General features: G+C 42.4%; 31 protein-coding genes. All 31 read right to left on the bottom strand.

The annotated features are described in order from the left end of the window. Nucleotides 1-13 precede the first annotated feature (13 nt). Nucleotides 14-790 (bottom strand): Cof-type HAD-IIB family hydrolase, encoded by a 777-nt coding sequence (locus MKY92_RS08185; protein WP_339300133.1) that lies wholly within the window; start codon nt 788-790, stop codon nt 14-16. A gap of 82 nt (nt 791-872) precedes the next feature. Then, nucleotides 873-2,435 (bottom strand): PH domain-containing protein, encoded by a 1,563-nt coding sequence (locus MKY92_RS08180; protein WP_339300132.1) that lies wholly within the window; start codon nt 2,433-2,435, stop codon nt 873-875. Beyond that, nucleotides 2,432-2,929, bottom strand: coding sequence for a PH domain-containing protein (locus MKY92_RS08175; RefSeq protein WP_339300131.1), 498 nt, complete (start codon nt 2,927-2,929; stop codon nt 2,432-2,434). Before MKY92_RS08175 ends, MKY92_RS08180 begins: the two co-directional genes overlap by 4 nt. A gap of 132 nt (nt 2,930-3,061) precedes the next feature. Further along, entirely contained in the window at nt 3,062-3,622 is a 561-nt protein-coding gene (locus MKY92_RS08170; RefSeq protein ID WP_339300129.1) for a GNAT family N-acetyltransferase, read from the bottom strand. Between the two features lie 27 nt (nt 3,623-3,649). Then, complete coding sequence (locus tag MKY92_RS08165) at nt 3,650-4,072, bottom strand: hypothetical protein (protein WP_339300127.1); 423 nt, start codon at nt 4,070-4,072, stop codon at nt 3,650-3,652. A 102-nt stretch (nt 4,073-4,174) separates the two neighbouring features. After that, nucleotides 4,175-4,855, bottom strand: coding sequence for a zinc dependent phospholipase C family protein (locus MKY92_RS08160; protein ID WP_339300125.1), 681 nt, complete (start codon nt 4,853-4,855; stop codon nt 4,175-4,177). A gap of 136 nt (nt 4,856-4,991) precedes the next feature. After that, entirely contained in the window at nt 4,992-5,765 is a 774-nt protein-coding gene (locus MKY92_RS08155) for a hypothetical protein (RefSeq protein ID WP_339300123.1), read from the bottom strand. 342 nt (nt 5,766-6,107) lie between these two features. After that, the gene (locus MKY92_RS08150) at nt 6,108-6,560 is read right to left on the bottom strand and encodes a GNAT family N-acetyltransferase (RefSeq protein ID WP_339300121.1); all 453 of its coding nucleotides are present in this window, start codon (nt 6,558-6,560) and stop codon (nt 6,108-6,110) included. A 4-nt stretch (nt 6,561-6,564) separates the two neighbouring features. Beyond that, nucleotides 6,565-7,113, bottom strand: coding sequence for a DUF4111 domain-containing protein (locus tag MKY92_RS08145; RefSeq protein ID WP_339300119.1), 549 nt, complete (start codon nt 7,111-7,113; stop codon nt 6,565-6,567). Nucleotides 7,114-7,352: 239 nt separating this feature from the next. Continuing rightward, nucleotides 7,353-8,246 (bottom strand): PhzF family phenazine biosynthesis protein, encoded by an 894-nt coding sequence (locus MKY92_RS08140; protein ID WP_339300118.1) that lies wholly within the window; start codon nt 8,244-8,246, stop codon nt 7,353-7,355. Next, nucleotides 8,243-8,905: a Type 1 glutamine amidotransferase-like domain-containing protein gene (locus MKY92_RS08135; protein WP_339300116.1), complete on the bottom strand. Its 663-nt coding sequence runs from the start codon at nt 8,903-8,905 to the stop codon at nt 8,243-8,245. Before MKY92_RS08135 ends, MKY92_RS08140 begins: the two co-directional genes overlap by 4 nt. A 20-nt stretch (nt 8,906-8,925) precedes the next feature. Next, nucleotides 8,926-9,468 (bottom strand): GNAT family protein, encoded by a 543-nt coding sequence (locus MKY92_RS08130; RefSeq protein WP_339300114.1) that lies wholly within the window; start codon nt 9,466-9,468, stop codon nt 8,926-8,928. A 26-nt stretch (nt 9,469-9,494) separates the two neighbouring features. Continuing rightward, nucleotides 9,495-10,010 carry a nucleoside deaminase gene (locus MKY92_RS08125; RefSeq protein WP_339300112.1) on the bottom strand — a complete coding sequence of 172 codons (516 nt, stop codon included), beginning with the start codon at nt 10,008-10,010 and terminating at the stop codon, nt 9,495-9,497. 93 nt (nt 10,011-10,103) lie between these two features. Further along, nucleotides 10,104-10,337 carry a hypothetical protein gene (locus tag MKY92_RS08120; protein ID WP_339300110.1) on the bottom strand — a complete coding sequence of 78 codons (234 nt, stop codon included), beginning with the start codon at nt 10,335-10,337 and terminating at the stop codon, nt 10,104-10,106. Between the two features lie 7 nt (nt 10,338-10,344). Continuing rightward, nucleotides 10,345-10,674, bottom strand: a complete 330-nt coding sequence (locus MKY92_RS08115) for a phosphoglycerate mutase family protein (protein WP_339300109.1) — start codon at nt 10,672-10,674, stop codon at nt 10,345-10,347. A gap of 14 nt (nt 10,675-10,688) precedes the next feature. Continuing rightward, on the bottom strand, nt 10,689-11,180 hold the full coding sequence (locus tag MKY92_RS08110; RefSeq protein ID WP_339300108.1) for an NUDIX hydrolase: 492 nt from the start codon (nt 11,178-11,180) through the stop codon (nt 10,689-10,691). A 220-nt stretch (nt 11,181-11,400) separates the two neighbouring features. Beyond that, nucleotides 11,401-12,243 carry an adenylyl-sulfate kinase gene (locus MKY92_RS08105; protein WP_339300107.1) on the bottom strand — a complete coding sequence of 281 codons (843 nt, stop codon included), beginning with the start codon at nt 12,241-12,243 and terminating at the stop codon, nt 11,401-11,403. A 59-nt stretch (nt 12,244-12,302) separates the two neighbouring features. Further along, a complete protein-coding gene (locus MKY92_RS08100; RefSeq protein ID WP_339300105.1) occupies nt 12,303-12,812 on the bottom strand; it encodes a hypothetical protein in 510 nt (169 codons plus the stop codon). 222 nt (nt 12,813-13,034) lie between these two features. After that, entirely contained in the window at nt 13,035-13,346 is a 312-nt protein-coding gene (locus MKY92_RS08095) for a hypothetical protein (protein ID WP_339300104.1), read from the bottom strand. Between the two features lie 97 nt (nt 13,347-13,443). Then, complete coding sequence (locus MKY92_RS08090; RefSeq protein ID WP_339300102.1) at nt 13,444-13,854, bottom strand: hypothetical protein; 411 nt, start codon at nt 13,852-13,854, stop codon at nt 13,444-13,446. Beyond that, nucleotides 13,851-14,297 (bottom strand): LytTR family DNA-binding domain-containing protein, encoded by a 447-nt coding sequence (locus tag MKY92_RS08085; protein ID WP_339300101.1) that lies wholly within the window; start codon nt 14,295-14,297, stop codon nt 13,851-13,853. Before MKY92_RS08085 ends, MKY92_RS08090 begins: the two co-directional genes overlap by 4 nt. A 205-nt stretch (nt 14,298-14,502) precedes the next feature. Next, entirely contained in the window at nt 14,503-15,027 is a 525-nt protein-coding gene (locus MKY92_RS08080) for a hypothetical protein (protein ID WP_339300100.1), read from the bottom strand. Nucleotide 15,028: 1 nt separating this feature from the next. Next, on the bottom strand, nt 15,029-15,532 hold the full coding sequence (locus tag MKY92_RS08075) for a DUF4188 domain-containing protein (RefSeq protein ID WP_339300098.1): 504 nt from the start codon (nt 15,530-15,532) through the stop codon (nt 15,029-15,031). Nucleotides 15,533-15,565: 33 nt separating this feature from the next. Beyond that, on the bottom strand, nt 15,566-16,018 hold the full coding sequence (locus MKY92_RS08070) for a hypothetical protein (RefSeq protein WP_339300096.1): 453 nt from the start codon (nt 16,016-16,018) through the stop codon (nt 15,566-15,568). A 135-nt stretch (nt 16,019-16,153) separates the two neighbouring features. Continuing rightward, nucleotides 16,154-16,426: a hypothetical protein gene (locus tag MKY92_RS08065; protein WP_192134513.1), complete on the bottom strand. Its 273-nt coding sequence runs from the start codon at nt 16,424-16,426 to the stop codon at nt 16,154-16,156. A gap of 53 nt (nt 16,427-16,479) precedes the next feature. Further along, the gene (locus tag MKY92_RS08060) at nt 16,480-17,103 is read right to left on the bottom strand and encodes a hypothetical protein (protein ID WP_339300093.1); all 624 of its coding nucleotides are present in this window, start codon (nt 17,101-17,103) and stop codon (nt 16,480-16,482) included. A gap of 45 nt (nt 17,104-17,148) precedes the next feature. Continuing rightward, entirely contained in the window at nt 17,149-17,613 is a 465-nt protein-coding gene (locus tag MKY92_RS08055; protein WP_339300091.1) for an NUDIX domain-containing protein, read from the bottom strand. 59 nt (nt 17,614-17,672) lie between these two features. Beyond that, on the bottom strand, nt 17,673-18,155 hold the full coding sequence (locus MKY92_RS08050) for a hypothetical protein (RefSeq protein WP_339300090.1): 483 nt from the start codon (nt 18,153-18,155) through the stop codon (nt 17,673-17,675). 233 nt (nt 18,156-18,388) lie between these two features. Then, a complete protein-coding gene (locus tag MKY92_RS08045; RefSeq protein ID WP_339300088.1) occupies nt 18,389-18,535 on the bottom strand; it encodes a hypothetical protein in 147 nt (48 codons plus the stop codon). Nucleotides 18,536-18,552: 17 nt separating this feature from the next. Next, a complete protein-coding gene (locus MKY92_RS08040) occupies nt 18,553-19,050 on the bottom strand; it encodes a GNAT family N-acetyltransferase (RefSeq protein WP_339300086.1) in 498 nt (165 codons plus the stop codon). A 222-nt stretch (nt 19,051-19,272) separates the two neighbouring features. Continuing rightward, a complete protein-coding gene (locus MKY92_RS08035; RefSeq protein WP_339300084.1) occupies nt 19,273-19,509 on the bottom strand; it encodes a hypothetical protein in 237 nt (78 codons plus the stop codon). Nucleotides 19,510-19,540: the final 31 nt, after the last annotated feature.

The following is a 19,540-nucleotide window of genomic DNA, read 5'->3' as shown; positions in this document are numbered from 1 at the left end:
AGCCGATTCATTTTCATAAGATCTTAAATTGATTCAATGCATAGGTGACCCCATCTTCACTTGCCCGCAGGGTGACATAATCGGCACTTTGTTTAATTCGTTCTCCACCATTTCCCATCGCAATTCCGATTCCCGCATACACTAGCAGATCCAAGTCATTCTCCCCATCGCCAAAGGCCATTATATCCTCTCTGGATATCTTCAGGTAGTCGAGAACTTTCTCTGCGGATATAGATTTGCTGACTTCGCTCGCTTCCAGCACATTCACTACATACGGATGGAACCTCACGAATCGTAAAGAAGGGAATCTGGCTTGGAATTTCTCCATCTCCGCTTCATCCGCATATAAGCAAATGCAATATACGTCCTGTTCCAACGTGCTGATTTTCTGCGGCGAATCCATGAGTCCAAGCGTATCTCTTAACGCCTCAGTAACACGACCATCTCCAGTACACAACCCGTTCGTCTCAAATGACTCTGTAAAATATGAAATACTGTGCCCGTGCAACTCGGCAAACTCACTGAATGCTCTAACCATCTGTGCTGAAAGTACAGACTTATGTATCACTTCATCACCTGCTTTGATCAATGCTCCGTTAGCCGAAATAATCGTATCGATTCCAAGATTTCTGAATTCTTCGCATAAATTATAGGGCCTGCCTGTGACGAGTACGACTTGAACGCCTTTACGAATCAACTCCCGGATTGACTCAGCTGTACTCGGTGATAAACTCCGATCTATTTCGCTCAGCAATGTACCGTCCACATCAAAGAACACAGCTTTAATCAAACTGTTCTTCCTCCTCTGTTTTCAATTAAAAAGAGCAAGCACAGAATAACCTGATGCGGTCTTCCTGCACTTGCTCGTGCAATTAACGGGTCTGAACATCTTGGGTACGTCCCATGTACCATGATTGAAATGATTTCGCCGTATCCAGGGAAATGTCATGTGCCCGATGATGCAGAACAGGTTTGGCACGGTTTACGGTATGAATGGAAGCCACACCAAACCAACGCTGTAACACATTACGGGTGATCTGTACTTCGATGACTTTCTCACGTTTGGAGATGAAGAGTGTTGAAGTAAGCGCACCGGTTCGAAGTTGAATGAAATTCTGATGCAGAATGTATCGGGTATGGAAAAAGTCCATCACTCTGCATGTTGCAATCCACACGAGCAGAATCGCGGAAATCATCCACCAGGCATGTTTCTGTCCAAACACCAATGGTTTGAAGTACCACAATAAACCCGTGATCATGATCCACCCCCAACTTGGTTTGAGCAGGCGCAGCCATAGTGATATTCGTGGAAGTTTTTCCATCTCCTGCGTAACCCGATAGGATGGCAGGATCTCCTCAATCAGGGTATAGGCTTGCTTCACAGGCAAGAAGGGATAGAGCGAGTTCACCTCCTGCTCAGATTCTCCCAGACTACCTGCAGTGGTCAGTTCTACTTCCGCTAGTCCAAGCAGCCTTTTCATCGGTGACTGTGTAATTTTGACGGCCTGGACTCGCTCTTTCAAGATTGAAAATGACGTTTGCTCCATCATGCCCTTCGAGATATAGATCCGCTTGGCATCCGAGGTGATCTGGAAATTGCCATACTTTACGAAGGTTCTGACAATACCCAGAGCAATAGATATAATTAATAAAACTAAAATCATCAAACCGGCAATCCACCATGAATCAAGCCAGGTTAATAACAAACTTTCCGTTACTTCTTCATCAGGGAAGAAGTCCTTCACCCAGGAATAGAGCGTAGCCAGGACCGGAATCAGTACGAGAAAACTAAGCGAGGTAAAGGATGCTTTGAATATGTCCTTGCGGGTGGAATGATAATGAACAACCCGTTCCTGTTTTTCTTTTGCAGGCAGAGACATGACTTCATCAGTTATAAAAGGTTCGGATTGCGCCTCTCCCTCATCCATAGCCTGAACTGCATCCAACGTATCATGTTCCTCTGTTGCACCTGCTGTTACTGCTTCTTCAGCCATATGACCTGCTACAATTTTCTCCAGCTGTTCCGCTTCGGAAAGTGAAACAACGTGTAACTGGAAGGTAGCATCTTCTCCCTTAATCCCGGTCTCGAATCGGATCGACGTCACGCTGAACAATCGATGAAACAACATCGTATGTCGGTTCACGTTCTGGACCTTGGTATACGGTATCGTTCTTCGAGTACGGTTGAACACACCACTGTAGATGTGAAACGCCTTATCGTCTGCTGTATAACGAGAAGTAAACCACTTCAGGATAATGGACAGGATGCTAATGGAGACACTTACATAAAAAGCGATTCTTCCATAGAAAAGCCATTGGGACTCTGAGCCCTGACGGAATACAAACAAAAACAGGATAATGGCGAACGAATTCTTCACCAGTTTCCACAAGCTCCACAGCATGGTTAATGGATGATGTCGCTTCATATCGATCATTCATCCACCTCATTAATCCGTGCATAGGATGCAATCTGATGACGGAGTGCAAGCGCGACTTCCTCTGGCAATGCCGGGATTTCATGCGATGACCCCATCGTGCCAACCGATACGGAATAGAGTCCATATTTTCGCATCAAAGGTCCCTGATTTGTTGTAACCGATTGCACTTTCGCCATGGGGATGATCTGATGTACCTTGGTTAGCGCCCCACGCTTCAGTTGCAGGAACTCCTCATTCACATCATAGTACCAATGCTTGTATAACCATGTCGGCTGGATGAAAATATCCCACACCGCGTAGAGCACAGATATGGCTGTAATGCCCCACAAGATCCAACCAATCCACGTCTTCCATCCATAGATGGAGTCGAGTATTAACAGTACGGCAAGGATCAGGAAACCTATTACATTCCATATGATGGCGCTGATTCTCCATAAGTTCACCGCATGAGGGGAAAGCCTTTGCTCGGGTATATTCCACTGGATAGACATATGTTCACTCCTTTTTTTCTCGGGTACATAAAAACACACATGATACACTGTACGAACAATCGTTCACGATCGATGCAAAAAGATAAAGAGATGACCCCTATACAATACAGGTCGTCATCTCTTTTGTTCATTTCATTTTACTATAAAATCCTGTACTTCACACAGCCAAACCATATGATCTGTTCCTTCGCCCCAATAGTTGTTCGCCACGACATAGGGTTCACCGAATTTGCGTTGCCACTTCTTCTGTGCGATCTGGTAACCGCTATCCAGACAGAATTGCTGAATCCCCAGTCGTTGCAGTTCAGTAACCAGTGCAAGAATGAGCGCCGAACCAACCCCTTGTCCTTGAACCTCGGGCAACACATACAGGCTACCCAGTTCTCCGATATCGTTCAGCCGGCCCTGTGTACATTCTCGAATCTCCTTACCACACGGTCCATACGAGATTGTGCCTACAATAACATCCCCCATTTTGGCAACGAGGAAAAATACACTTGCTTTGATGTTGTCCTTTGCTTGCAATGCCTTGTGAATCATCGCTTTTTTCTGTGTTATTTCATCCTGAATATCATCCAGAAGCGAGCCTATTCCCTCCTGATCAAATGCTGCGGGAATGGTTGTCTTGAACACCTGATACACTCCATCTGCATCCGATCGCGTCAAAGGTTCAATGGTAATTTTGTCATCCACAGGTTCTTCTCCGTTCCATATACCTTCTTAATCTGTACGTCGCTGAATCAGTCTTCTTATTTGATTCGAATCCTCAAGGGATATGCTATATCCAATGTTCGTGTCTTCATGGTTTACTAACAGGCCTTGCATCTTGGGATCCATTCCTAATGAAAGATCATACCGTGTTATCGAGCTGTCCGCATTTGTTATGCTCATGTCGTACTGTGTACCATAATCGAGAATGCCGGGCATACGCTCGGCCTTATGTATTGCATCCATCATGATCCGTATCTCATCAGATCGATCAAACTCAACATCTTGGCATGGTTCCAAAGTGAGGTCTGGATTACAGGTTAAGGTGATCAACAGAGGAAGTCCCTCTTCCGCAGTCGATTCATTCGGTTTACTGCACCCTGCAATGAACGTGGCAATGACAAATACGAGCAACACTCCTACATATCTCACCATACTGCGTGCCTCCCTGACTTAGTATTAATAAACTAGTAATGAGTAGAGAAGTAATAAATACAGTATATAATGGTATGACTCAACTGCACTAACTATCTATATTCATATCAAGTTACGTAACTCCGGGTCCCATGAAGACAACAGAGAGATCAGTCGCTCTACGGTCTCTTCGACAAATACCTGAACTCTCTCGCCCGTAATGTACTCAGGAGTAATTCCCGGTTCTTCCCCATTAAGAAAAGAAAACGTGTGGTCCCGCCAGCGTACAATCTCATCAGCAGTTAAACGATCCGTCATGTCATAACCCGGTGAACTGTTGAGCACCTGCCATACCTCTTCGCTCCAACTTGAACCTTGATAAAGATTGAAATCGATCTGGTCCGTCTCCTGGTAATATAAACGCGCTAGTTCATCCTTCGATCTGCTACTGCCTGTATGTTGATCTACCTTGTTGACCCGTTCGACGAATTCAGGATGTACACTCCGGAACCAGTAATAGTCTGTCAGCACATGCATAAAGTATCCTCGCACAAACCACTTCCAGCCTTCATCGGTAAGTTGTTGCATATAGAATGAGTAAAGATCCTTCAGTTCACCAACGTGATCTCCATCATCTTTCGGGTTAAAATGGGTGTATTCCTTATCATCTCTAGTTGTACCTTCGCGCATATGTATGGAATCCGGGGCGATATTCCCCAGATAGAATGAACCTCGATCAGCCTGCATTTGTAGCGAGTCTGCAATTCGATTAGCAATATTGAGATGAACCATAGGTAACGGCATAGAGTTGATCTCCTTTTATCGGGAAGTATTCTACTATACTTAGTAAAAAGAAACGATATAACCTACTGGTGCTACGCAGATCACTGGAATAGTGAGACTTCGCTAGGTTCCACCTTTTTTCACCGTAGATGCGTGATTAACCCTGAATTCTCTCCACTTGCATGCGGTCAAACAGCTGCTCCAGATCCGTATGGTATTCCGGGTGCTGCTTAACAAGCAGAGCAATGTATTCCGACCCACATTCATAGAACATCAAGCGGTTAAACGGGGCTGTGTCTCCCATATGATTGCTTTCCTGTCCAAATTTTGCCCGAATCAGATTCTCAATATAACGCGCGTAACCCTCGTTCCACTCCAACCAGCTCCAATACTCGGCTTGTTCTTCATTTAATGAAGTGAACAACGCCTTTCTAGCTGTGTGTACTTGTATCAGGTCTTTACTCTTCAAAGCAGACAACAATGAGTTAATCCGTTCCACAACGATTTCATCTTCATACGGAAACTCATAATCCAGTTCCCATGTTACACGCTTGAGTTGGTCCATTTTATGCTTAATCTGGAGACGGCCCACGATCCGTTCATCATATTTCTCATATACATAACAATGAACATATTCGTGGAACAGATAAACTTTCTGCTCCAGATCTTTGAACACTGCATCCGTTACGATCGCACACATTCGTCCGTCCATATGGTGCACCGGCATAGCGGCAAGGCATTCATCTGGAAAATCGTCCGGTACCGTCTTCACCCACTCATATTGCTGCGTTTTGGACGAATAATCATAGATATATAATAAAGCCTCATAGGCTACAACCACTGGATAATGTTCTGCAAATAAAGGATGTATGCTGACCAGATCTTTCTGAAGCTCGTTTAACTCGTTAATTTGTTCTAAAAAAGCTTCCATGTTATTAACCCTCTCTTTACTGGGATGATGCGTTAATCATACTAGAATAGAAAAGATAAAACACTGAGAGAAAAATGATAATTCTGTTCGAGTGTGAGATGGTGAACGTTAGAAACGCTCTCCGCGTTTCTCATTCAGGTAGTATCCAATGCCTGAATCCCACGTCGGGCTAGCTTAATAAACAGGATCAGCGCATACACACCGAGTCCATAAAATTATCACTCCCTATTCTAGCATATTTTTCCTCAGTTAACTTTTCTGGTGGATGTAAGGGGCATTTAGCGTGCTTATCAGTTAAAATAAAAAATCTACCACTCAACTCAGGGAGTGGTAGATCCATGATCAAATCTTATATTCATAGATTCTCGTCTCTTCATCATCAAGTAGATATCCTTTACCGATATAGGCCCAGTTATTTTTTTCATAATAATCGGTCAGATCAGTACATAAATACAGCTTGTCATACCCTTTTGTTTTCACCTCATTCAATGCATGGTTCTGGAGTTGTCCACCCAGGTTTCGGCCCCGATATTCTGGATCAACATGAAGACACGCAAACCAGGGAAAGAGATCCTGCCTGCTATTCAGATCACTTCGTAACAAAGCGTACCCACCGATAATTCGGTCTCCGTCCAGCATCACATAAAACCTTGGTACATCACTATCTGTCTCCACAGAACGCTCTATACAATCCCGATAGAAGTGGAAGCTTGATTCCGAACCCCATTGTTTCCAGAAATACTGCACTGCTTCTTGCAGCACGTCCGGCTTCTGCCGAATATCAAAAATTTGCAAAATGTTAATCTCCCTTCAATTGGATCTGATTCAACATATATTCCGCATACTCCAGAAGTAAAGCTTCACTCAAATTCACATTCTCCAAATCACCATTGTACTTTGCAAGACTTTGTGAGATGACTTCCTTGTATTTAGTGGGAAGGTTTGTAAGTGCCCATTCTCCTGCTTCTCGCTTGGAATGAATGACTGAATCTTTCACGTACAAAAGAACCCGGGATAGACTCAATACATAGTAGACTGGGTTGTCCGCAATTTCTTCCATAGCTGAACTCACGTCCGATGTAATTGAGGTAATCATATATTCACGATTTTCCGGTTGGAACAGATCCTTAATGGGTTTACCATCCAGCACAATACCTCGATCATAGATGACCGCCATATGTGCTACCAGATCCGGATCTTCATATCCACCACAGAGATATTGCTCATCCGTTCGATATTTCTCCCGGTGATAGGCAGAATAATGAAATTCGAAAGGAGTAGGGTATGCCATACTTACAATCGTAGATTCCAGTACAATACTGAGTTCAAAACCTTTCGTAATGTGCATCTCATCTTCAATATGCATTAGCTTTTTTGCTATCCTTCGATAGGTGTCAGCAGACCGCTTTTCCCGGCTAACAACCAATATATCGATATCACTCTGATTTGGATGAAAGCATCCCATGGCCATGGAACCGTGTAAATATATTCCCACCAAGGCATCCGTTAATTCTTCTTTCAAGACACGAGTAACGCTATCTAAAACAGTCTTTTAATTCAATAACAGTCTCTCCTTTATGTAGAAGATCAGGTGTCCAATTCAACGTTCAGTTCACGCACAAAAACAGCTGTCCCCTTTATTCTGACATCCATATCCTCACCATCTCGAATCACACTCACTTGAACCTTTCCATCTCTTCCAATCTCATGTCCTTGCTCTACCAAAAACTGTACCTCATCAATCTCCGGTTTCACATAGGTTAAATAATAAGCACCCATTACCCCGGAGGCTGTTCCAGTCACTGGATCTTCCGTCGTACCAGAGTAAGGTGATGAAAAATGTCTGGCATGCATCATCGCATCGGAATCACGGGTTTCGAAACAAAAGGGATGCAGGGAAGCTTTGGGATTCTCAATTAAAATTCCTGGGAACAGGGAAGAATCCGGTTTCATTTTCATAAAAGAGTTCAGTTCACGAATCGGGATTAATACCGTCCAGGTCCCTGTACTTCCATAAACGATTGGCGTAGAAAGGTCAACCTCATCTAGAGTTAGATTAATGGCGCTTACCAGCTTCTCGATATCCCCCTGGAACGGTATAAACTGCGGCTGATCCTGTTTCATTTCCATGTAAATGGTGTCGGTATTGCACTCAAATCGTATGGGTAATGTACCTACATTGGTTTCAATCGTGATTAACTCTTTGTCACTTAACATCCCACGCGTCTTCAAACCATACAGTGATGCCATTGTGGCATGACCACACAGATTAATCTCATGGCCCGGTGTAAAATAACGTAATCTGACGTCAGCTATTTCAGAGTTCAACACAAATACTGTCTCATTAAAACCAACCTTATAAGCGATCTGCTGCATCTCCTTCTCACTGAAATGATCCGCATCAAAAACCACTCCTGCCGGGTTACCTTGACCAGGAACTGTAGAGAAAGCATCATAATGATAGACCGTAATATTACTCATGAAACAGACCCCCTTTCTTTGTAATCTACGAGACGCACATTTCCATATAATTCTACGCTTTCACCATTCTTTACAAGCCCGCCACCATCTTGGCACGCATAAACCGCCGTACGATTAACACGGGTATACTCTCTTAATGAATTCAGGGTATTTTCCGAACCATCCCAGTGCGGTGCAAACTCAAAATCAACGAGCCCCAGCGCCTTCATATCATCCAAACCCACTTCGTTCTCATCTGCATCTTCTCCATACCCAGCTATCTCGATCGTAGGTGTAGTCAGAATACTGCCTGCGCTGACCCCAATCAGAATGCCACCACTCTTCACATAGGAACGCAACAAACCAAGCACATTTCTCTTCTGTAATAAACTTAGAAAATAAAACGTATTTCCTCCGGATAGATGAATCGCATCACATTCGAAAATAGAGTCAAATGTGCTCTCCTCATACTCCAGATCAAGATCATAATATTGAATGTTATCTATTCCTAGTTGATTATAATAACGTCTGGTGTGTTCAAAATATTTCCGCTCCGGATCGGAACACGAAGGAATATATCCGATGGAAGGCTGTTCACGGTTGAATAAGCGTAATATTTTCTGATCCAATTTATCGTTAGATTCGAATACCAAATCACTTAGCAGAACCAACGTAGTCATCTGATTTCCTCCCGTATCTATTAGACTGGCTTAAACTCTCTATCCAAAATCGAGAAAAAATACTGGTCTGTCCACTGATTGTTCCACCACAATTCTTCCTGGAAGACGGCCTCCCGTATCATACCTACATGCTGCATCAGTGCAGCTGAGCGAACATTTTGTGAATTGCACATGCCGACGACCTTATGAGCTTGTAACTCTTGAAATGCAAATTGTAACAAAAGACGGGTAGCCTCGCTCCCATATCCGTTGCCTGCATATTCCGAAAGTACGGCGAATCCAAGTTCCCAGCTTTTTCGGTAATCCACATAACTCCACATTTGAACGATACCAATGGGTGTATCTTCCTGATCATCCATGCGGCGTATAACGAAATCATAGGCATACGGTTTATCATCTGCGACAGCAAAATGACTGCGATATTTCTCACGGACCTTTTCCTCATCCGTTTCTACAGTTTCTTCAAAGCTCCATATGTTTGTGTCACATTCAAGTTGACATATGAAGTCGAGGTCCTGCTCTGTGACTGATGTTACTCTTACCCTCTCTCCCACGAATTCCATGTGGATTCATCTCCTTTGGATTAAGATCATTGTTTAGGAATCTCCCATTCTGTATTAAGCAAACCTCTACTAATATTCCATTTGGCGAGCAAAGCCCTCTGTCTGTTTTCCAGATCAAGATAGGGTGCTGCAACACAGGATAGCGTGTCAAACATATGGATAAAATGAGGTCCTTCCTTGAAACGTCGAAGCCCGCCATATTCTTCATCATCTGCTGCCCATACAATCTTTTTAATCCCCGACATTAGTATGGTGCACGAACACATGGGACATGGTTCACAGGTGGTATAGAGCGTCAAGTCTTTTTTCTTCGTGAATCTCTTGTTGTCCACATCCAGCAAATGTTTTCCTGCCCGACGAATGGCATCCACCTCAGCATGTGCGGTGGGGTCGCAATCCGAGAAGACTCGGTTCCTGCCTTTACTCACGACAATCCCATCCACATCCACGATTATCGCACCAATCGGATACGTTCCTTCAGTAAGTGATTGTTCTGCTTCTTCCAGAGCCAAAGTTAGATACTCATAATCCGATAACTTCATTGAAAATCCCCCTAAGTGCAGTTATAGTCGCTTATAAAGCAGATTCCTTGTGTAATGTGTAGTAAAAGAGATTGATGGGATCTCCTTAGATCGTTAAAAGTTCCTGATCGTGTACTGCCCTGCTTCACCAAGAAAATCACTTTTGGTTAACCCTTGTTCTCCGAGTAACATCCTGTAGTTCGATATCGTACCATCATGGGAAATGATAAACGTATTGCCGCTCTGTTGCCTGCACCATTCAAGAAGCTGCTCAGCTAATATCTTGAATCGACGTGCATCCATCTGATTAATACTCTCTTCCCAACAATCCAACCCCAACTCAACCATTCTTAAGTCAGTATACTGATGGCCGAGTTCTTCCTTGGAGTAGGTCTGATCGCAGACGAAAGGTACAAAACTCTGGACTCTGAGGAAACATTCTTGGGCCAACCAGCGGGCTTAAGAACACAAGATTTTTGTTAGGGATGAGAAGTTGTGCTGTTTCAATAGTACGTTTTGTTGGACTGACCAAAATGACGTCTTCAGGTGCAAAAAACACTTGTTTACGCAACGCTATAACCTGGCTTTTCCCCAATTCAGTGAGGCCAGGGTGCAGGCAATTTAATTGATTAGGGTAATCTACCAAGTGTTCGCCATGACCATGACGAATAAATGTAATGTCCATAGGCACCTATCGCTCTATTTCTGAATGAAGTGTTTGATGCCTTTTGCATCAAGGAGATTAGTCAGTTCCTTTTTCAAAAACACAGGATAGACTTCCATCCGCTCCAGTTCGTCCAAGGAAAACCATCTGAAAATTAACTTACCGTTATCTTCTAAACCTTTGAATTCAGTTTCACTATATAGCTTATGGGCTTGCGGCAATGTGATGACATAATAAAAGCCAACTTCATGATACTTCAGGCCATCATATTCAAAGAAATCTTCACTAACATATGCGAGCCTTTGCGCTTCTACATGAACCCCCAGTTCCTCCATCATCTCTCGCACAATAGCCGCTTCTGTTGTCTCGTTTAATTTCACCCGACCTCCGGGCAGATTCCAGAAAGCATCCTGTTCAGTCGTATGCAAAAGAACTCTTCCCGCATCCATCACAATACCTGCCACACGGAAGTTGAATTTGTTGTGATTTTGTTCATACGATATATTATTGTTATCTGCAGTGATCATCTCGCTGACCATCCATTAGCAAAGCCGTCCATGAATCCCATGATGAATGACGGAATGATGAGTACGAGCAATAAAATTAAACTGGCTATACCCCATCTAAAAATCACTTTCCGTTTGCTTCGAACACCTATAATAATTAAGATTGCGGTTATTGCAATTAAAGCTACTCCATAAAATGTCATAAAACTGACCTCCGGTATGTATTTGTATTTCATTAAGGTTACTGCAGAATCTTTTCTAGCTTGTGCCTACAAACCTTGCGGTCATAATCCGAATTATCCAGCCATACCTTATCCATTTGAAGTAACTCATAGATTTCAGACTCCAGATTCTTTCTTTCCTGCAGAACCTGTACCGTACCCTTAACACCCTGATAACCCTGTGCCTGCCCCAAACCCTGGTTCGTATAATAATGAATGAATCCCTCTGACCATTCTTTGGGTCTTTCACTAACCGCCTTATCAAAGGTATAGGATATATCTTTCTGATCGATATAGATGAGAAGCGGATTCAGAGCATGAATGATACGCCCCAGTTCCAATACATACTGCACGTTCTGCTCTTTGGATTGATTGCATTTTACGAGACCCATGGTCAGTGGATTCTGGATAAAACAACACTCAAATATCGTGATGCAATCATCATTCGTGCTCAACACGTTTTGGGCGAAATCTTGCCACTTCATGGTGATCAGCTTCACATTTTGCGCAAAAGGAATTTCGTAAATATCCCGGCTGAAAATATCCTGTGCAATTTGATCGGGAAGCTCTATTCCCCATTGTTCTCTCATCTTACGATAAGGAATCAGAAAACCATCGCCATGGGCAGTCGCATTGCTTTCCAGAATCTCTCTGTATTCTTCATGCGTTTTCAACAAAGCCTCGAAGTCTCCAGCATAATAAAAAGATACGCCCTCGTAATCAGCAGGGTGATCCAGATTTCCTTCCTGAAATAGTTGTACCTCCTTGCCTCGCCCCTTTAAAATTTCGGATACCATTTCGGCAATTGTTGACTTGCCTGAACCCGGTAATCCTTCAATCAGTATTAATCGCCTTGTCATCATTACATCACCCTTTATGTTGTGTGAAGATATGGATCTTCCATGTTTCAGACACTATGTTATTAATCAATATCTGCAATAACCCATTGCGCAGAATCGCCATCTTCTTTCTTTTTCCAAAACACCATCGTATTGATATATTCCTTATCGTTCTCTCTTAGTTCAGTAATCGTTACAGCTACCTGGAAGAGTTTCTTTTGCTCTTGAATGATAATATCGCTTATGGAAGTAATCTTTCGAATTTTGTATCTTCCCATGCCCGATATAGGAGACTGTGGATCAAACAGATTCTTATACCCCTTTTCGTCACTTTCGTATAAATAACGCATACGTGCATTCATAAGTTTGACAATTTCCAATTGGTCCCCGGTATAGTTTGTTTCATCGAGATACTCTGGTGGGATGTCTTCCTTCTCTTGAAGTGTCGATATTTCTTCATTCTGTTGTACCTCTTTTTCTGTGACGCTTTGAGATGGTGAATCTATTGATTGCTGTGCATCTTGTGTGTTTCCCTTGTTCTGACAGGCCGCCAGAAGTAGAAGTAATAATGAAAGTACGGTTAACTTTCTCATAATCAGCCCTCCGGTCAGCATTCATCTACACTCTTTTATTATCCAAAAAAGACTTCCTATGTATGTAAAATTTTCTCTCAAGGTACATCATAACCCATAATGTGGAATTTGCGAATAAACGAAGATTACCATCTCTGTTTCTATCGTATTTCGTGCAAAAAACCACACTTCTCTGCACGAGTTACATCATGCAAAGCGCGTGGTTATCAGCAGAACTTACTTTTAAACACCGTAATATCGTTTATAGTTCGAGACCCATTCCACTTTGGAGAAATCAACAAAATCATACGGCTCACACTGTCTAAGGTACAGCAACTCCTTGTTCGCCTGTTCCCCGTCCATATTTTCCAGATAAAACAATGTCTCCTCATAACCTGCACCACATAATAACTGCACATCAATATAACTGCTCGTATCCTGATTCTTTCGTTTGGCCTGCCAGATCAGTTCAGTGTCCTCTACATTTCCGATACAGAACAACATAATGCACAACAGTTTCAGAATTTCCTTATCCTCTGAGTTTCGGTTCTCCATCTCTTGGTGAAGCAGCTTTCGAAGGCCCTCCCGGTTTATCTCATCAGGTTCCAATCCGTACCAACAGCTCTCCCTCGTTCATACGTGTACTCCTTGCCTACTTGAGAATGTTGTTTAACTCTTCCGCTTTTTTCCTGCTATCCATTCTAGCATAAAAATAAAAAGCGATGATGTGTAACACAATGGATAAAAACCACATGCCGGGGAACCAGGGAGCGATGAACTGGAACATGTCTACCGAGAACAACCATACGATCGCCATACCTCCTGCAATATTGAATGTGGAAGAAATAACGATATTCCATACTGGTTTTAACGTAAAGTAGTTCCAGAGCGCATTGTACATCACGCCAAACAACACAGCGGCAATAGCTGAAATGCCGGCAATATTCCACAGATAGCCCATTTCGATAGGTTGATCATTATAGAATAGGGTCAATAGCAAGGTCACCCAGAGTGAAGTAACGGTGAATACTTGAAAAAAGGACAGCCTAAGCTGCATCATCATGATAATTTCCCCCTAAAGTTTTTAATATAAAATCGGCTGACAAAGTAACTGGAGCTATCGCTCAGGTCTACCTTAATCCGAGCATGGTCTGTTGCAGAGAATGCGGTGATATACCGTGTGTTGATGATCGTTTGATTATTAATTTTCACAAAATGAACGTCATCCAGGTCTTCTTCCACAAATTTCAAACGTTTGTTAAGCAGGTATCTCTCGCCTGTAATCACACGTACACAACACATCCGATCCTCTGACTCAATGGCGACCACCGAGCTCAGTTGAATCTGTACGTTGCGATTGTTCTTGGCATGGATGACCATTAGTTGAGTTTCCGATTGGCCGATCGCTTTTTCAATACGATCCCACTTCGACCTCTCTTCAGGATGAGTTATGACTTTGACCACCCTTTTTTCAATTGCTGTATTCTCTTCAAAAATGACTTTCACGTGTTGCCCTCCTCTCACAACTCATATTACAAGCATAGTTATGACTATCCCACTGTATTGCGTTTTGTTGCATGATTTTGCAGGTTTGTTGCATCGGCACGACGTAGACAATAAAAAAACCACTCCATGGGAGCAGTTCTTCTATGTACTCATCCAGAGTATTCAAGGCATGAACTATTCTTTTTTATCAAGGTGCTGCCTTAACCTACTCGACCTCCAGATACATCTCCTGATTTTGCAGAATCATCTTGTTCATGTGTGTTATAGCTGCTTCTGCCACGATCTGATATGCAGCATATAATGCCTCTGTTCTCTGGAGCAGGATTGGGTCCTTCTCCAGATCCGTTGGCAGCACCTCACGCCACTCATCATCCACCTTATTTTTTTCCGTAATGAGAATTTCTATCTGGTCCAGTACAGTTACCATCTCATCTAAATGAAAAAAGTGCATTCCTTTTTTGATCCCATTCCAACTCTTGATCTCGATGATGTTATACGCCGAAAACCAATAAAATTCTGCCAGACTTTTCGTGTGATTGTGATAGGAATAGAACAGAAATAAGGCTTGTTGCCCTTCGTGTAACTGTCGGTATATCTCTGTTTTGGCGGCCATATCTCTGCCCCGTACAGAAACAAGCATTGGTTCAATACACAGCCAGCTCAGTTGCTTTGAATATATATCTTCTGGTCGAAGTTTAGCCTTCATAACATGCTCCTTTCTTTTCACCACTTTAAGGCTTCTCTGGTGCTTCCACTGCCGGGTCATTCTCTCCGCCCATTCTGCGTCTGGATGTTTCCATCCTGCCTGTCGCTGGCACATGTTCAGACGCTTTAGCTAATCCGAATTTGGGCATATTGGCATATATGGTCTCGAAGGAACCTGACTGAGCTTTGTATGTCTCATGGTAGATCCCCACAGTTCCGTCAGTACCAATGGAGCGGTTGAATCTTTTCCAAGCTTCCAAGTGCAGTCCACCTCGTGCGTATTTCTCCAATTCATCGTAAGAGCGCCAGTATTGTAGTAACGTCACCCCACGCCAGCTTATAAAATACTCTGTACTCAGAAATCCGGTCTCCGGATTCATATACAGTTCTTTAATCATCGGGCCCATGGACTTAAAGACAGGCAGCCATTTATGTATAGCCCACAGACGATTGATCCTCATTCCGATGATAAAAACAACAAATTCTCCCTTAATCTGAGCGGAATATCTTCCCTTATATATGTTTGCCACGTCACCCCTCCTTCTCGTCAAAAACAATCGATTTCATCGGATCTGGACAACCCTTCCTATCCGCTCATAGGCATCCAGAGGAAAATCAAAACTCCACCGTTTGTGATATTCCTCCAGTCCCATTTCCTTCAATTTGCTTAGCTCTCTGTAGAACAGCTTGGTCAACTTGACCAAGGTTAACTCCTCGGACATAAGTAAACGGCCCTCTGTAACGGCTTCCGTGCTAAAGTTATCACTCATCTCATACACCATAAATTGAACGATTACCTGTGAACTTTTCTTGATCCAGAATCGATATTCTCCAGGTTCGGTCTGCATGGTCATGGTTACCTCGTTGGCTCCTTTGTGCAATGCAACGAATTGACGTGCCATCTCATCAACCGCATCCGACAAAAAAGAAACCGGAATCTCTATCTGTTCTCCTTGATTAGGTTTAACCAGGATATCCAGCCATCCGTGTGGTTCAAGCGTCATAACGATGTCCATAGCATACTCCTTTATGTGATTCTATGATGCAAGATTAACTGGTGGCCATGCCTTTCATTACATATCTTCTAATTTAAAATAGGTGAATTGAGGAGCAGGAGACGTGCTTTCAATTTGTGTCCACGTTCCTTATGATCATGTTTGTTTCTCTGCCATTAAAATTCTTACAATGCTGTTCGCGTTGTTGAATCTCATTTTGTTGTTCTTCTGTTGGTAGTCCCACCCTTGTTTTATAGCATATTGAATAAGGTTGGATATCAGTCTGGGTTCATAGACAAATATATCCCATGTATCTTCCCAAGCAACATCGAACTCTACAAATGTGGATTTAAGCGCATTCGAATAAACCCGAATGACGATATCGTATGCTTGCTCATCCACAACGTACAGGAACAGTGTATCATTCACTACAATTTTGCGGAGTCGTTTCCTGTATACCTTCAGGTAAATTCCTCCCTTACTTACACACTGCTGCGTAAATCATTATACACATTCCATTTTGTATACAATTCTTTTAGCGCTAACGCAGTTTTATGTATGAACTCTTCCATAGCTTCCATGGATAAAATATTTAAGTCGCCCAAAGGTTCGTTGTCAGGGTTAGTTAAAAACTCAAGTTTCTTTCCTCTATACTGGTACACCTCAGATTCCAGCAATCCACCTAAACCAAATGCTTTCCCCACGTTCAGCTCACTTAACCATTCATGGGCCCTGTTCCAATTCCGTAAAATCATAAACTCTAGCTTCGTGACATCCTGTGTATACACGCTTCTTCCGTTGGGCTGGACTTCATATGCAGGATAAATATCGAAAGTCCACACGCGATCCGTATAGATATGGGCGATGTATCCGCAAAGATATTGCATGAATTTGGGATCACTATAAGCTAACTTCTTGTTGGACTCAAAAAATCCTTTAAGTTCTTCGTCTGTTGCGAACCTTCCTGCCTCTGGCATGAGGTGGTTTTTTGCCTTTTCGGTACGAAGATTAGTTCTTACATGGATGGAATCTGGAGCGAGGTTTCCCAATAATAATTCAGGGGATGGATCTGATATCAATTCGGATGCAATTGCAAAATGAACCATAGGCCAAGGCAATGTAAAAGTATCTAAACTATTCTATTAACGCTATCACTCGCGTAGCAATTTAGACTCTCCTTGCTTCAAGTCTACAAATATAGGCTTCTGCACATTGTTAATTGTGGCAATATCAATCTCATCCAAACTTTTAAAAATAAGCTGTAATGACTCCTTTTGTTCATCTTCAAATAAAAGAGTTACTTGATCATCACAGAGTTTTCCTTCCAACTCCGCAATAACGTCAAATAAAAACATTACAAATACTACTTCATTTCCATCCGGATACGTATAGTGCATCCTCTCGCCCGTGTAGATGGAGGCCAATTCATAAGAACTCACCTCAAGCCCTGTTTCCTCTTTCACTTCTCTAATCATGGTTTCTTCGATTCGTTCACCTGGCTCCATACCACCACCGGGTAATCCCCAATCTCCATAATCTGATCTCTTTTGCAGCAGAACCCTTCCCTTATGATCGCGAATAATAGCTCCACCCGTAACAACAATACGACTAGTCATTACTCTTGCTCCTTTCTCTCAACAGATCATAATTTTTATCAGGAGACTTTTCTATTGATTCATATCCCAAAATGCACAATGCATTTCCCATTTACCTCAGCATACTTTGCCATGTTCGCAAGCTTGTTTAATTCGTTGATTAATTCGACTTTGTTGTACACGAGTTTCTCGTAGTATCCCTTCTGATCTTCTCCATCAATACTGTAATTCCCTGTAAGAACAATCGGATCAGTCGCATGGCTAAATAGATCAATCCAGGCCCGGTTGAGTTGATGAAACTTCAACAAAACATCCTGTTCTTCGATCACGGTTATTCCATAGTTGTTCAGTCCACTACATGTCATACAGGTAGATGGATTCCATGTATCCAACCAGCAAAGGGTATCATAGATGTACGCAATGAATTCGTCTTCCAAGGTCGCATGATTCTCTGTGGTTAATCCACTTCCATGTATTCTCCCTTGTGAATCCCATGAGTAGGAGGTATGAATATTCCCGTCTACTTGCGATTTGTTTTCGATAACAAAATGATGCTTCGGCAACACCCGCACCTCCGTTACACTTACCCATGCTTCAATATCTGTTCAATCCTCTTAATTCATCATAACCCATGTATTGGTAAATGGAAATCGAAAAAGATCCTATCCACCTCCTAACTCAGGAGAAGCAAATGGGACCTAGAGAGAAAATTCATTACATTTGGAAAATCCTTCGTTTACTCAGAAACTCTGCTCCTTCTTCTCGGTAAATCGCTATAAACTAATTGGTTACATGATCATGTGATGTTCTCTAACTGAATGAATTCATGGTACACCTTAAGCTCATCAGGTATGAGATCCATGTACTGGCTAGCTGCATCTTCTGCCTGAAATACACCTGAGACCCACTTCAAATTCCCCTTGGTTTCTAAGATACTAAACAAGCTAATCACCTTCTAATTTAAATATTATTTCTCTTTTCACGCACAAAATTCTGAGACAAAATCCGGTGGCTACCAGCGATGTTGTCAATTTCAATGTTATATTCAGACTCAGTATATTCAATCTGATGTTGCTCATAATATTTTTTCCAGAATGAAACTGCTGCCGCATTGTTAGCAAGCTGTTCGACTTTGAATCTACCCTGAAATTGAGCAAACACCAAGTCAATCGCTTCTGCTGCCAGCCCCTGTCCACGATATTTTTTGACCAGGAACAGCTCTTGCACGGTATAATCCACACCTTCCGTCACATATGGAGGTGAACACACCAATACGAATCCAATAACTTTCCCATCATATTGAATCAAAAATGGATGTAATTCATCGCGTTCCAGATAGAGATAGGTGTTCGTTGGATCATATTTCCCCTCTTCAAGTAGATCCTCGCCTGAAAATTCAGACAGATCATATAAGTACAAGTTGAACAGGTTGAGAAACAATTCCTTTTGTTCTGCCAAAATACTTTAATGTGTACATTCATTTTCTTTGTACATCTCCCTTAGTTAATGAGTTAGTTAGTGATCCATACATAACCTTTCCGATGTCCACAGCACGTTTGCTGTGCCCTGTTCTCAATATATCCTTTCAACCATAACAGATATAGTCAAAGTTTGGTTTAAACCATGGAGTAACCTTAACTGTTATAGTGGAAATGTACATTTGAACAAAAAAAAGACTCCCTACAGAGTCCGATTATTGGTCTTATTTTTATTTTTCACCAAGTATCCACTAGCAAGTGCAGCCGGAGCGATAAAAGGTAGAAAAGCCATCCAATCCAGGAAGAGGAGTATAGGAACGAAAATAAATATTACACTGATATACATCATGACTGGAGATTTTTTCTTCAATCCCTGAACGCCAAAGGCAACTCCTGCCAATGAGATCACAAGGACAAAAGCAATGTGAAGCACGTTCATCACCATCACCTCCATTTAGTATATAACCGAC

Origin of the sequence: Paenibacillus sp. FSL R5-0623, from assembly GCF_037974265.1 — a bacterium.
In the GTDB taxonomy this organism is placed as follows: domain Bacteria; phylum Bacillota; class Bacilli; order Paenibacillales; family Paenibacillaceae; genus Paenibacillus.
The sequence above is the reverse complement of the archived record's forward strand: the minus strand, read 5'-3'. Positions and strand labels throughout refer to the sequence as shown.

Excerpts from the sequence above, each read along its gene's own strand:
- MKY92_RS08035 (WP_339300084.1), bottom strand. The coding sequence starts at position 19,509 with ATGAACGTGCTTCACATTGCTTTTGTCCTTGTGATCTCATTGGCAGGA.
- MKY92_RS08130 (WP_339300114.1), bottom strand. The coding sequence starts at position 9,468 with ATGGAATTCGTGGGAGAGAGGGTAAGAGTAACATCAGTCACAGAGCAG.
- MKY92_RS08110 (WP_339300108.1), bottom strand. The coding sequence starts at position 11,180 with ATGATCACTGCAGATAACAATAATATATCGTATGAACAAAATCACAAC.
- MKY92_RS08115 (WP_339300109.1), bottom strand. The coding sequence starts at position 10,674 with ATGGACATTACATTTATTCGTCATGGTCATGGCGAACACTTGGTAGAT.
- MKY92_RS08155 (WP_339300123.1), bottom strand. The coding sequence starts at position 5,765 with ATGGAAGCTTTTTTAGAACAAATTAACGAGTTAAACGAGCTTCAGAAA.
- MKY92_RS08135 (WP_339300116.1), bottom strand. The coding sequence starts at position 8,905 with ATGACTACGTTGGTTCTGCTAAGTGATTTGGTATTCGAATCTAACGAT.
- MKY92_RS08140 (WP_339300118.1), bottom strand. The coding sequence starts at position 8,246 with ATGAGTAATATTACGGTCTATCATTATGATGCTTTCTCTACAGTTCCT.
- MKY92_RS08070 (WP_339300096.1), bottom strand. The coding sequence starts at position 16,018 with ATGGACATCGTTATGACGCTTGAACCACACGGATGGCTGGATATCCTG.
- MKY92_RS08120 (WP_339300110.1), bottom strand. The coding sequence starts at position 10,337 with ATGGTTGAGTTGGGGTTGGATTGTTGGGAAGAGAGTATTAATCAGATG.
- MKY92_RS08180 (WP_339300132.1), bottom strand. The coding sequence starts at position 2,435 with ATGATCGATATGAAGCGACATCATCCATTAACCATGCTGTGGAGCTTG.
- MKY92_RS08060 (WP_339300093.1), bottom strand. The coding sequence starts at position 17,103 with ATGGTTCATTTTGCAATTGCATCCGAATTGATATCAGATCCATCCCCT.
- MKY92_RS08105 (WP_339300107.1), bottom strand. The coding sequence starts at position 12,243 with ATGATGACAAGGCGATTAATACTGATTGAAGGATTACCGGGTTCAGGC.
- MKY92_RS08055 (WP_339300091.1), bottom strand. The coding sequence starts at position 17,613 with ATGACTAGTCGTATTGTTGTTACGGGTGGAGCTATTATTCGCGATCAT.
- MKY92_RS08165 (WP_339300127.1), bottom strand. The coding sequence starts at position 4,072 with ATGGTGAGATATGTAGGAGTGTTGCTCGTATTTGTCATTGCCACGTTC.
- MKY92_RS08090 (WP_339300102.1), bottom strand. The coding sequence starts at position 13,854 with ATGATGATGCAGCTTAGGCTGTCCTTTTTTCAAGTATTCACCGTTACT.
- MKY92_RS08100 (WP_339300105.1), bottom strand. The coding sequence starts at position 12,812 with ATGAGAAAGTTAACCGTACTTTCATTATTACTTCTACTTCTGGCGGCC.
- MKY92_RS08175 (WP_339300131.1), bottom strand. The coding sequence starts at position 2,929 with ATGTCTATCCAGTGGAATATACCCGAGCAAAGGCTTTCCCCTCATGCG.
- MKY92_RS08145 (WP_339300119.1), bottom strand. The coding sequence starts at position 7,113 with ATGCACATTACGAAAGGTTTTGAACTCAGTATTGTACTGGAATCTACG.
- MKY92_RS08095 (WP_339300104.1), bottom strand. The coding sequence starts at position 13,346 with ATGGAGAACCGAAACTCAGAGGATAAGGAAATTCTGAAACTGTTGTGC.
- MKY92_RS08125 (WP_339300112.1), bottom strand. The coding sequence starts at position 10,010 with ATGAAGTTATCGGATTATGAGTATCTAACTTTGGCTCTGGAAGAAGCA.
- MKY92_RS08160 (WP_339300125.1), bottom strand. The coding sequence starts at position 4,855 with ATGCCGTTACCTATGGTTCATCTCAATATTGCTAATCGAATTGCAGAC.